Annotated in this window: 13 protein-coding genes; 3 read left to right on the top strand and 10 right to left on the bottom strand. The window is 33.9% G+C overall.

The genetic code is table 11. The features are described from left to right. The first annotated feature begins 9 nt into the window (after positions 1 to 9). The gene (locus ACNFIH_RS11110; protein WP_426486668.1) at positions 10 to 1,353 is read left to right on the top strand and encodes a sigma-54-dependent transcriptional regulator; all 1,344 of its coding nucleotides are present in this window, start codon (positions 10 to 12) and stop codon (positions 1,351 to 1,353) included. Positions 1,354 to 1,589: 236 nt separating this feature from the next. After that, positions 1,590 to 2,915 carry a sensor histidine kinase gene (locus ACNFIH_RS11105; protein WP_142450122.1) on the top strand — a complete coding sequence of 442 codons (1,326 nt, stop codon included), beginning with the start codon at positions 1,590 to 1,592 and terminating at the stop codon, positions 2,913 to 2,915. A gap of 146 nt (positions 2,916 to 3,061) precedes the next feature. On the opposite strand, the gene ACNFIH_RS11100 is transcribed toward ACNFIH_RS11105, so the two are convergent. The 5 genes from ACNFIH_RS11100 to ACNFIH_RS11080 all read right to left on the bottom strand — a co-directional run bounded on the left by ACNFIH_RS11100 (position 3,062) and on the right by ACNFIH_RS11080 (position 7,235). Then, positions 3,062 to 3,388, bottom strand: coding sequence for an MGMT family protein (locus ACNFIH_RS11100; protein WP_426486667.1), 327 nt, complete (start codon positions 3,386 to 3,388; stop codon positions 3,062 to 3,064). Between the two features lie 216 nt (positions 3,389 to 3,604). Further along, the gene (locus ACNFIH_RS11095) at positions 3,605 to 4,243 is read right to left on the bottom strand and encodes a LysE family transporter (protein ID WP_426486666.1); all 639 of its coding nucleotides are present in this window, start codon (positions 4,241 to 4,243) and stop codon (positions 3,605 to 3,607) included. A gap of 41 nt (positions 4,244 to 4,284) precedes the next feature. Further along, positions 4,285 to 4,962 carry a tRNA (guanosine(46)-N7)-methyltransferase TrmB gene (gene trmB, locus ACNFIH_RS11090; protein WP_035646021.1) on the bottom strand — a complete coding sequence of 226 codons (678 nt, stop codon included), beginning with the start codon at positions 4,960 to 4,962 and terminating at the stop codon, positions 4,285 to 4,287. 139 nt (positions 4,963 to 5,101) lie between these two features. Then, positions 5,102 to 6,484 (bottom strand): ammonium transporter, encoded by a 1,383-nt coding sequence (locus ACNFIH_RS11085; RefSeq protein WP_426486665.1) that lies wholly within the window; start codon positions 6,482 to 6,484, stop codon positions 5,102 to 5,104. 262 nt (positions 6,485 to 6,746) lie between these two features. Continuing rightward, a complete protein-coding gene (locus ACNFIH_RS11080) occupies positions 6,747 to 7,235 on the bottom strand; it encodes a nuclear transport factor 2 family protein (protein WP_426486664.1) in 489 nt (162 codons plus the stop codon). A 176-nt stretch (positions 7,236 to 7,411) separates the two neighbouring features. Between ACNFIH_RS11080 and ACNFIH_RS11075 the strand changes: the two genes are divergently transcribed. Further along, the gene (locus tag ACNFIH_RS11075; protein WP_426486663.1) at positions 7,412 to 8,074 is read left to right on the top strand and encodes a hypothetical protein; all 663 of its coding nucleotides are present in this window, start codon (positions 7,412 to 7,414) and stop codon (positions 8,072 to 8,074) included. Between the two features lie 271 nt (positions 8,075 to 8,345). On the opposite strand, the gene ACNFIH_RS11070 is transcribed toward ACNFIH_RS11075, so the two are convergent. The 5 genes from ACNFIH_RS11070 to ACNFIH_RS11050 form a co-directional block, all read right to left on the bottom strand. Continuing rightward, positions 8,346 to 8,660, bottom strand: a complete 315-nt coding sequence (locus tag ACNFIH_RS11070; RefSeq protein ID WP_426486662.1) for an HPF/RaiA family ribosome-associated protein — start codon at positions 8,658 to 8,660, stop codon at positions 8,346 to 8,348. Between the two features lie 101 nt (positions 8,661 to 8,761). Further along, on the bottom strand, positions 8,762 to 9,208 hold the full coding sequence (locus tag ACNFIH_RS11065; RefSeq protein WP_426486661.1) for a very short patch repair endonuclease: 447 nt from the start codon (positions 9,206 to 9,208) through the stop codon (positions 8,762 to 8,764). 159 nt (positions 9,209 to 9,367) lie between these two features. Next, on the bottom strand, positions 9,368 to 10,675 hold the full coding sequence (locus tag ACNFIH_RS11060) for an MvaI/BcnI family restriction endonuclease (RefSeq protein WP_426486660.1): 1,308 nt from the start codon (positions 10,673 to 10,675) through the stop codon (positions 9,368 to 9,370). Then, on the bottom strand, positions 10,656 to 11,879 hold the full coding sequence (dcm, locus tag ACNFIH_RS11055) for a DNA (cytosine-5-)-methyltransferase (protein WP_426486659.1): 1,224 nt from the start codon (positions 11,877 to 11,879) through the stop codon (positions 10,656 to 10,658). Before dcm ends, ACNFIH_RS11060 begins: the two co-directional genes overlap by 20 nt. Further along, on the bottom strand, positions 11,876 to 12,097 hold the full coding sequence (locus ACNFIH_RS11050) for a helix-turn-helix domain-containing protein (RefSeq protein ID WP_116753808.1): 222 nt from the start codon (positions 12,095 to 12,097) through the stop codon (positions 11,876 to 11,878). The genes dcm and ACNFIH_RS11050 overlap by 4 nt, the downstream gene beginning before the upstream one ends. Between the last annotated feature and the right edge of the window lie 41 nt (positions 12,098 to 12,138).

Raw genomic sequence — 12,138 nt, 5'->3', positions numbered from 1 at the left:
AAAGAAAGCATGAGAAAAAAACAAGCCCAAATATTAGTTGTTGACGATCAGGAAGAAATTCTTTTTTCGGCAAAAATGATTCTCAAAAAACATTTTGAAACGATTTTTACCGAAAATAGTCCCAAAAAAATCATTACGGCTTTAAGTGAAAATGAAATAAATGTGGTTTTGTTGGACATGAATTACCGAATTGGGTTTGAAGATGGACGCGAAGGAATTCATTGGTTGAAAGAAATCAAAATCCTTTCTCCAAATACAATCGTGATTTTAATGACTGCTTTTGGAAAAATTGATACTGCTGTTGAAGGAATCAAAATGGGTGCTTTTGATTATGTTTTGAAACCTTGGAACAACGAAAAATTACTCGAAACAATTGATAAGGCTGTCGCCGAAAGCCGAAAAAACAACAAAAAACCGATTGTTGAAAAAGTCGAAAAAAGATATTTTACCGGAACTTCCCAAAAAATCAAACAAGCATATTCAATTGCTGAAAAAGTAGCAAGAACCGACGCAAATGTGTTGATTTTAGGTGAAAATGGAACCGGAAAATATGTTTTTGCCGAATTTATTCATCAGAATTCAGATCGAAAAAATGAGCCTTTTGTGCATGTTGATTTAGGTTCGTTAAGTGATAATTTGTTTGAAAGTGAACTTTTTGGATATGCAAAAGGCGCTTTCACTGATGCAAAAACAGATACGGCAGGACGTTTTGAAAATGCACAAAACGGAACTATTTTTCTGGACGAAATTGGGAATATTCCACTTCATTTACAATCCAAATTATTGCACGTTTTGCAGACAAAAACTGTGACGCGTTTGGGAGAAAGCAAAGCAAGACCTTTGAATGTCCGAATTATTTCGGCAACCAATAATGATATTAAAGCCGAGGTAAAAAATAAAATTTTTAGAGAAGATTTGCTGTACCGAATTAATACAATGGAAATCAATTTACCGCCTTTGCGCGAGCGAAAAGAAGATATTGTTCCGATGGCAAATTTTGTTCTGGATCAGATTGCCGAAAAATACAATCAGGATAATTGGACTTTTGCTGATAATGTTGCGCCTTATTTAGAAAAATATCCTTGGAAAGGAAATGTTCGCGAAATGCAAAATAAGATTGAACGCGCGCTGATTTTGGCAGACAACAATACAATTTCGGTTCAAGATCTTGACATTTTGGATTTTGAAGAAATTCAGGAAAATGATGAAAATCCGTTATCTGAATTGGAGAAAACAGCAATCGAAAAAGCGCTTTTTAAACATCACGGAAATATTTCAAAAACAGCCGAAGAATTAGGATTGTCAAGAGCTGCTTTGTACAGAAGAATTGAAAAATACGATTTGAAGAATTAAGAAGAAAGAAGCAAGAGCCAAGAAGAAAGATTTTTTTGCCACAGATTGCAGAGATTAAAGGGATTTTTGCTTTGTCTTAATTTTTAGTTTCCCGCAGATTCTGCAGATTTAGCAGATAAAAAGGAAATTTAATTTAATCAGCCAAATCTGCAGAATCTGCGAGAGAATTACATCAAAAAAATCATCTTAATCATTTTATCCCGATAGCTATCGGGAGTGGCAATAAAAATTTAAATATGAAAAACTGGAAATTTTATAACGCTTTATTTGTAAGAGTTTTGTTTGTAATGATGCTCTTTTTTTTCTGCGTTTTTCTGATTTATAAAATGTTTTATTATAACGCAATTTTGGTCGGTGTTTTTGTTTTTATAATGCTGGCCGAAATGTATTTTTATGTCAAAAATCAATTGCAGTTTTATGACAGAACTTTGCTTTCGATTTTGCAGAATGATTTCACTACAAATTTCCCCGAAGAAAATAGAAAAGACAATTTTGAAAGTCTCTATCTTTTGTATGAAACTTTAAAAGTGCAACAACAAGAACAGATTTCGAAAGAATTGATTTACCGTTCACTTTTGAACAATATTGAAAGCGCCGCTTTGATTTTGGAAAAAGAAAATGACGATTGGAATATTTTTTTGATGAACGACTGTTTTTCAGATTTGTTTAAAGTGCCAAAAGTGAGTCATTGGAAATACCTTAAAAACTATCTTCCGTCGCTTTGTTTCGAAATAGAGAAAACAGATTTCAGCGAGTTGAAATCGGCTATTTCAATAAAAATTGAAGAGCAGGATTTGCAGACTTTTATGCTTCAGACTTCACGAACGCAAAGTTATAATCGAGAATATTTTATCATTTTATTAGACAGTATTCAGCGCGTTATTGAGAAAAAGGAAAAAGAAGCCTGGATCAATTTGATGAAAATTATTTCGCATGAATTAATGAATTCTTTGACGCCAATTCGTGCGCTTTCGCAGAATTTACTCCACATTGTCGATCAGGAAAAACTGGAAGAAGATGATTTTGAAGACATCAAAAGCAGTATTTCAACAATAATAAATCGAAGTGATCATTTGCAGGTTTTTGTTGAAAACTATCGCAAATTGGCCATGTTGCCAACGCCAACAAAACAAATGACTTCGATAAATGCGCTTTTCGACGATTGCCTCCGTATCATGAGTCCGATTTTAAAAGCAGAAAACATTGAATTGATTAATGAAAGTCATAGTTCGCGCTCGATTATGATTGATAAAAATCAAATGGAACAAGTAATTATTAATTTGATTACCAACAGTATTCATGCGTTAAAAGAAAAATCCGAAAAGAAAATGTATGTTTCGAGCTATACGGAAAACAATCGCTTTTTCATTTCGATTTCAGATAACGGAAAAGGAATTGCTCCAGAAATTCAGGACAAAGTTTTTCTTCCGTTTTTCACCACCAGAAAAGATGGCGCCGGAATTGGTTTGACACTTTCAAAAAACATTATCGAAGCGCATGGCGGCTATTTAAGCTACCAAACCGATGAAGATAGAACAAGTTTTGTGATTTGTTTGATTTAATTTGCGTCGATCAATGCACGCGTTTTTGTCATTCCGAGGAACGAGGAATCTCCGTAAGTAGCTCGACAAAGATTGGATTCTCATTGCGGAGATTCCTCGTTCCTCGGAATGACAAGATTGTGGTTGCTTTATTATAGAAAGAAAAATTAAAATTCCACTTCAGGTTGCCAAAAATGTTTTTCGAAATCTATAATTTGGTTGTCAATAACTTCAATGCCTTCATTTTCTAAAAGTTGCTGCATTAAATTTGTTCCGTCAAAATGATGTTTTCCTGTCAAAAGGCCTTTTCGGTTTACGACTCTGTGCGCGGGAACATCATCCATATTATGACAAGCATTCATTGCCCAGCCGACCATTCGGGCAGAACGAGCAGTTCCTAAAGCTTTTGCAATTGCACCATAAGAAGTTACTTTTCCGTACGGAATTTGTCTTGCAACAGCATAAACTCTTTCGAAAAAATTTTCTTCAGCCATAGTTTTGTTTTTTTTGCTACTTCCGATAGCTATCGGGATTACAGATTAAAATGATTATATTGTGGTCGGTAAAATTTTAGTTTCTCGCAGATTCTGTAGATCAGGCAGATAAAAAATTAAGAATGATTAATCCGCTAAATCTGTAAAATCTGCGGGAGAAATATTTGCCACAAAGTAAAAAAATCATTTTAATCTGTGAAATCGGTGGCTATAAAATTAACCGAAATAATAATTCAGAATATTAAAAAGCGTTGCAACAGCCACTAAACCAGTAATTGTTCCGATAATAGTATTCATATTGCGCATGAAGTAATCGGTTTTCTTTTCAATTCTTCCAAAGAAAGCAATATAACTGTATAAAATTCCAAAAGCGCCAAGGACAGAACCTAATACAAAAGTGACAATTATGGTGTTTTCGAATACAAAAAGATTGTATGAAGCTAAAGTTACGCTTACTACAACATAATATGGAATTGGAAAGAAATTCAGTCCGGAAAGTAACATTCCGAGAAAGAAACGGCTTTTTTTGCTGCTCTTTTTAATCTTCGTTTTTTTCTTTGTTATTGGCTCTTTGGCAATAAACAAAAAGTAAATGGTTAAAATCGCAAAAATGACAAAACCAACTTCACGTAACAACGTTATAACATCTGGCCGATTGTCTATAACACGAGCAAATAATACTGCGACATATGCCTGAAAAAAAATGACAAAAACAGCACCGATTACAAACGATAAAGCATTCTTTTTCCCTTCTTTCATTTTTATTTTGGCGGCAGTCATATTGAGTAATCCCGGCGGAATTGTCCCAATAGCAGCGGCGATAAAACCTGAAAGTAATGGAGTAAGGTAGGTCATTCAGTTATTAAATCGGTTAGATAAAGGTTTCAAAATTAAAGTTAGTCTTTAATTTTGAAACGAATATACGTAATTGCCTTGTTAATTTCTAAATATTGTTTTTCGTAAAATGTCTGAATTGAAGTTACAACTTCAGGGCTTCCTTCGTTTTTGTACACGTTATGATTGGCATACAAAACTTCGTGGCCTTCTCCGTGAAGCAATCCAAGTGTGTAGCCGTGCATGAATTCGCTGTCGGTTTTAAGGTTTACGACACCGTCTTTTTTCAGGATTTTTTTATACAATTGAAGAAATTCAGAATTCGTCATTCTGTGTTTTGTTCTTTTGTATTTGATTTGCGGATCTGGGAAAGTAATCCAGATTTCATCCACTTCATTTTCAGCAAAAATATGATTGATCAATTCGATTTGTGTTCGAACAAAAGCCACATTATGAAGGCCGTTTTCTACAGCAGTTTTAGCGCCTCTCCAGAAACGAGCACCTTTAATATCAATTCCGATAAAATTTTTGTTAGGATATTTTTCAGCTAATCCAACAGAGTATTCTCCTTTTCCACATCCTAATTCTAAAACTAATGGATTATCATTTTTAAAGAAATCAGAATTCCATTTTCCTTTTAAAGGCATTAAATCGCCTACAACTTCTTCTCTGGTTGGTTGAAAAACGTTTTGAAATGTTTCGTTTTCTCTGAATCTTTTAAGTTTATTTTTACTTCCCACTTTTACAAAAATTTTCCGCAAAATTAAGGAATATAAACGAATGAAAATAGTGTAATTAGGTTTAAAAAGTTTTCCGCCACGAATTCACGAATTATTTTAAAATGAAAATTCGTGAATTTGTGGCGGAAAAAAATATTTTTTAACCGTAATGTGGTTCTGTAATTGCTTTTGTTTTTGGGTCAAGCGTTTCATCGTGTTGTGACAAATCCAGACCAATATGTTCTGATTCTTCAGAAACTCTCAGCGGAATAATAAAGTTGGTTACTTTGAACAAGAAATAAGCTCCGAAGAAAGTAAAAATTGAAACTAAAACTAATGCCATCATATGATGTCCGAAAACATTCCATCCGCCGTGAAGCAAACTTGCGTCTTCGCCATGAGCAAAAATAGCTGTTAGAATCATTCCCATAATTCCACCAACACCGTGGCAGGCAAAAACGTCAAGCGTATCGTCGAATTTTTTTGAATATTTACAATTTACTGCCGTGTTAGAAACCAAAGCCGTTACAAATCCGAAGAACATACTTTCTGGGACAGAAACATATCCTGCGGCAGGCGTAATGGCAACCAAACCTACAACAGCACCAATACAGGCACCTAGAGCAGAGACTTTTCTTCCGTTCACTCTGTCAAAGAAAATCCAGGTTAACATTGCTGCAGCAGATGAAGTTGTTGTAGTTGCAAAAGCCATAGCGGCATTTCCGTTCGCAGCAAACGCAGAACCAGCGTTAAAACCAAACCATCCAAACCAAAGCATTCCAGTTCCTAATAATACAAAAGGAATATTAGTTGGAATATGCTGACTGTTTTTTCTTTTTCCTAAAACAATAACTCCGGCTAAAGCTGCAAAACCAGAACTCATGTGTACTACTGTTCCTCCGGCAAAATCTTTTACTCCAAAATAACTTCCTAAAATTCCGGTTGGATACCAAACCGCATGACATAAAGGAGCATATATAAAAAGCGTAAATAAACTGATGAAAATCAAATAAGATATAAAACGAACACGCTCCGCAAATGAACCTGTGATAATTGCCGGAGCAATAATGGCAAATTTCATTTGGAACAAAGCAAAAAGCATAAACGGAATCGTACTCGCCAATTTTTTATGAGGCAAAACGCCGACATAATCCATAAATGCAAAAGTGGTAGGATTTCCGAAGAAACTATAAAAATGATCGCCAGAACCAAAACCAACCGGTTCGCCAAAAGCAAGACTAAAAGCCACAACAACCCATAAAAGTGTCACGACTCCAAGACAAATAAAACTTTGAAGCATAGTCGAGATTACATTTTTCTTGCCTACCATTCCGCCATAAAAGAACGACAATCCAGGCGTCATGATCAAAACCAAACAAGAAGAAGTCAGCATCCAGGCAACATCGGCAGGAACAATATGATCAGTAGTTCCAAATTCAGACAACACATAACTATTTTCGGTCATTGTAGGCCAAAACGCACCCGTGATGCAAACAATGCTTATCATGATAAAGGAAATAATCCAGCGTTTTTCTATTTTCATTTTTAAAATACTTTGTTTAACCCTATTTTTTTTGGGGTCAAAGTTAAAAAAAAATAAAGATTCTTGTTTTGAAGGCTGTTAAAATAGAGGTTGTTGTTTTATTTTGGCTAATTTTTTAAAATTCGTTCTGTTTTTTTAAGAGTATTCCATTTTTTGCTTTCTAAAAGAGGCCGTTTTTGTCAAATATGTTATAATTAAATTGACATCGATTGCTGTAAACTGCTCTAAAAGTTAGGATTATAATAATAAAGCTGAAAAAAGTTTATTTTTTTTGGAGCTTAGCAATCAAGGCATCTTCAATTGGCGCTTTTATTTTTGTAACCGAATCAACATCTTCATTCGGGATCGTCATCGATAATACATAATGCTGGATTTTCCATTCTTTCCCAATTTTGACCAAAACACCAGAACCACGGCAAATTTTCATTTGAGTATTTAGTAATTCATCAAACCAGGCAATTTTCCCTGTTTTATCAAAAAAGATGTGACGTTCCAAAGCAGTAAAATTCCAGGTTTTTCCTTTGTCGAAATGCGGTTTTGCCCAAATTTTAAAATCCTTTTTGGTCCAGTTTTCGGTAGCGTCAGTTCCAATGAAAATTGCATCATCGGCCATTAAAGCAAAATACGCTTCAAATTTTACATCGGCGGCAGCTTTGTGCCAAGTATCTAAAGTTTGATTGATTTTGTCTTTGTCGGTTTGAGCATTCGCAAAAGAAACAACGAATAAAAGGAGTAGAATAGTTTTTTTCATGAGATAGATTATTTAAGTTTAAAGGTAAGAATCATTTTGGACAAGTAAAATCTGCGTGAAAAAAAACTTTGAGATCGTTGTCTTTGTGAGGGAAAATGTCTGCAAAACTTAAATTGTCTTACATTACTTATATGGTTTAAAATTTTTATATTTGAGAGCTTTAAAATACCACAATTATGAATCCGAAAATCATTATAAGTTCGTTGGCTTTTTCGTCTTTGCTTTTTATTTCTTGTAAAAAGGAATTAGAGCCACAACAAAATACAGCAACATCAGAATTGGTTCGACTAGGACTTGCAAAAGACACTACAAAACCTGCTGCAGCTGCGCCAGTTGTACAAACGCAAACTGCAAATCCAAATACAGTTTTAGGAGAAACAAAAGGATTAAATCCTGCTCACGGACAGCCCGGACATCGTTGTGATATTGCCGTTGGAGCGCCATTGAATTCGGCACCACCACAGCAAGGTCAGGTTGTAGCGCAAGCGCCTCAAACGGTACAGGTAAATCCGAATCAGAAAAATGTGGTAATGACAACAACAACAACTCCTGTAAAAGTAGCAAAAGGAATGAATCCGCCACACGGACAGCCAAATCACAGATGTGATATTCCAGTTGGAGCTCCTTTAAATTCTCCAGTTGCAAAACCTGCCACAAATACAGCACAAAGTGGAACCGCTACACAATCGTTCACCGTAACGCCGCCAGCAAATAATCCAACTCCGGCTTTGTTAAGCACAGAAACAACACCGACAGTAGCAGAAGGAATGAATCCTCCACACGGACAAGCAGGACACAGATGTGATATTGCCGTTGGAGCACCTTTACCGAAATCGTAAAGAAAGTGACAAAGTAACAAAGATACAAAGTGACAAAGGTTCATAGGTTTTAAGCTTTGTCACTTTGTATCTTTGTCGCTTTGTGCCTTTACCGAAATCGTAAAGAAAGTGACAAAGTAACAAAGATACAAAGTAACAAAGATACAAAGTGACAAAGGTTCATAGGTTTTAAGCTTTGCCACTTTGTATCTTTGTCGCTTTGTGCCTTTTCCGAATAAATAAAAAAAAGACGCTTCAATTCGAAGCGTCTTTTTTTTATTTATTCGGAAACCTAATATTCTTTTATTTTTTCGAAGGTTGTCGTTAGTGATTTTTTGATTTTGCTTAAAGCACCGCTAAAAGCTTTTTCTAATGTATCGGCGTGTTCTGTAACAGTGATTGGCTGTAATTTTTGAGGACGAACTTCGATTACGCATTTTTTGTCCTGCAAACTAAATTTCTCTCCATTTTCATCCCCAAAGTGAACTTCAATGCGGGTAATTTTGTCTTCAAAACGTGCTAAACCTTTTTCTAATTCTCCAGAAAAGTAGCTTTCTAATCTTGCGTGTCCATCAATGTTTTTGTCAGTGTTGATTTGAATCTTCATAATGGTTTAAATTTTATGATTGTCTCTCAAAGCTATCTTTTTTGGCGGAAATAGGCAAGGGAGTTAAGGAAAGATTATGAAAAGTTTTGCTTAGTTTTTGGTTATTCCCATGAAGGAGGAATTTTCGATAATTGCTCTGTTCTGAAATTAATCATATTTAGAATTTCCATAATACAAGAGCCTAGATTCTTTTTGATATCGTTGCTCCAAAAACGCAATACTTTCCAATTTTGAGATTCTAAATATGCATTGACTTCAATATCTCTTTGCATGTTTCTCTCAATTTTCTTGATCCAGAATTCTGAATTTGTTTTTGGTTTTTTCTTGGTTTCCCAATCTTTTCCGTGGAAGAATTCGCCATCGACAAAAATGGCAATTTTGAGAGGAGTGAAAGTCAAGTCTGGAGTGCCAAAAACCTTTTTATTGTTTTTCCGATAACGCAAGCCTATATGCCATAATGCTTTAGCCAAACGAACTTCATCTTTGGTATTGGTGCCACGAATCATACTCATGACTTTGGAACGTTGTTCTGGCGTAAAACAGTCCATGGAAATTTAATTATTAAAGGTTTTAAATTTAATAATTAGTGGTATTTAATTTATTATAGGTTGTTTTGGTAAAGTTATATTATTATATTGTTTGTTGAATATTGGATCTAAATGAAAATTAAAAGAGTTTTTTGAATAGTATTTTTTGAAAACTAGTTCTTAACTTGTGACGTCTATCAGTTCATTTGATTTATATAAATTTCCTAAATTTTTAGAAACTATTCTAAATTGACTTCTCTTTTTTATTAAAGGTTTTGTGGACATATTCTCTAGTTTAATTCCAGGATCATAGTAAATATTTCCATTTGCCATTTCTTTCAAAAACATTAAAAAATCTGTACCAGTTCCTAAAATTATATTATTGCCATATTTATAATTTCTTCCGGTAGTTGTTTCTGATAGAGAAGGAACATAGCAAGCTTGATTGTGTTTTCTATTCCAATGAAGAAGCATTGATGAGAAGCTCCATGAAGCAGTTTCGTTATTGTTTAAATCTATTAAAGCAATTCTACCATTTGCATTTCTGATTTTTCCTTCATTTTGATCATAGCCTATTAGTTTTAGTGTAAGGTTTGTGCGAGGATGAAGTAAATCGGATTTATGTATTCCTCCAAAGTTTAACCTATCAGGTTTTCCGCTAACATCTGGATAGCCATATTTTCTTAAAAAAGCTTCTGCACCTGCTGTTCTGTAAAAACCATCGGTGGGTTCAGGTGTCATTAATGTTATTACTTTTGAATTGATTCTTGCAAAATTAGCAACACCAAATTGTTTTATTTCCCATCCTAAATAATCAGGTTCGGAATAGCCGTTTGGAGTTATTCCTAATTCTGCTTCTAATGTGTAACCCCCGCAATTAGATGACTCGCATGGCAATGTATTTCCCGAAGCATCTAAACGCTTAGATTTAATCCAACCAAGACTATGAATTCTTAATAACTCTGTAATCAGTTTTTGTCTATTATTTTGAAAAATTGGAAGTTCAATTACTTTGAATATTCCATAATTATTTAATGAAGGTAAATGGTTCAGTTCATTGGCAATTTCAGAATCAGGAGCAACTACGTATCCTAAAGTTTCACCAACATCGGAAACCCCTAAAAACAGTAGCCTATCTTGTAGTCGTTGCGTCATTAGATATGAAGGCGCATTTTTACTGCCAATCAAAAATCCTGAAAATCGCACTTCTGGATATTTTGGGTATAAAATAAGTTGCGACTTTGGGGCCAAGGTCAATGTGCCATCTTCCAGAATCCATGAAAATTTTATTTTAGCCTTAAATCTTTCTTTTTTCCAATCTCCAGCTTCTTCAGTAGTAATTTCAGAAATAGGTAGAATGTTTAAAACCTCGAAGTTTCCTCCAAAATATATTTGATTTTTAGAGTTGTCGTTTGGTGCTAGATTTTTTATATAAATCTTATTGCATCCATTCGCTGAAAAGATTGATTTAAGGTTTTTTAGATTCATTGATTCGAATTAGTTCTTGTAATATATTTTTTCCAACTGCTTGCATTAAAGGAGATACTACTGAATTTCCAAATTGTTTATAAGCTTGATTGTCGGATACAGGAATGATGAAATTGTCAGGAAACCCCTGAAGACGAGCACATTCTCTAGGAACTAATCGTCTTGGATTTTTGCCTTTTTGTGGGATTAATATTTCTGCACCGTCTTTATAATATCGAGCACTCATAGTTCTTGAAATTCCATTTAAATCTGCTAGACCAAATCCAAAGCCATTTCCTTTGGCCTTATGTTTTTTAGCATATTCTTGTAAATAGTTCCAAAGTTTATCTGATAATGTGTATTTAGGATCAACTTCTGGTAAAAGAATATCCTTCAATGCAAATTTTGTATCACTCATTTCAGGGAATTTGAAATTTTCTTTACCTTTAAAATATTCATTATCAAATCCAACAATTATAATTCTTTCTCTATGCTGAGGAACAAAATGTTTACCATCTAAAACTTTAAAATAAATCGTATAATTTAATTCTTTTAATGTGTTTTGAATAACTTTAAAAGTATTTCCTTTATCATGAGATACGAGATTTTTTACATTTTCTAACATAAAAGTTTTAGGTCTTTTATGTTTAAGAATTCTGGCAATATCAAAAAACAAAGTTCCCTGAGTTTCATCTAAGAAACCATGATTTCTGCCTAATGCATTCTTTTTTGAGACTCCGGCAATAGAAAAGGGCTGACATGGAAATCCTGCAAGTAAAACGTCATGATCAGGAATTTCCGTTTCCTTAATTTGAGTTATATCTCCAAATGGAACTTTTCCAAAATTTGCTTCATAAGTTTTTTTCGAATAGGTATCCCATTCGCTTGTAAAAACACATTTTCCACCCAAGTTTTGGTATGCTAACCTTATGCCGCCAATACCTGCAAATAAATCTATAAACTTAAATTTAGGCTTTTCAGGAGATGGAAAAGGTATATCCCATTTTATGGGCAAATAATATTGAAAGTTAGGTTCTTCAAGGATGTTTAATTTTTCATGTAAGCCAATAAGATAATCTTCAGCATCGTTTTTGAAATATTCCGAAACCCCATTTTTATGATTTTGTAGATAATGAGTTAATTTAGCTAATCCATTATCAGTTTTCTTATCAATATCGATTTGCAGTTTTTGCCTGATTTCAGAATATTTTTTTACGTTCTTCATTTTTTAAAATCCTTATCATTAAAAAAAGCTCCAAAATCAGAATCTAGAGCTATTATTATTTTTTCTATTATTTCTATGGAAACATTGCGTTGACCTTTTTCTATGTCTGAAATATAGTTTCGGTCTACATTGGAAATATTGGCTAAATACTCGATTGAGTATCCTTTTTGTTCTCGAAGTTCTTTGACTTTGAATCCGAATTTTTCTTTGATATTCATAGTTTATAAAAGTAGTTTTGTGCGTACAATTGACCCGAGTA

Source organism: Flavobacterium sp. 2 (assembly GCF_049949195.1).
Classification (GTDB): domain Bacteria; phylum Bacteroidota; class Bacteroidia; order Flavobacteriales; family Flavobacteriaceae; genus Flavobacterium.
Note: the sequence above shows the minus strand (reverse complement) of the source record. Positions and strands in the feature narration are given on the sequence as shown.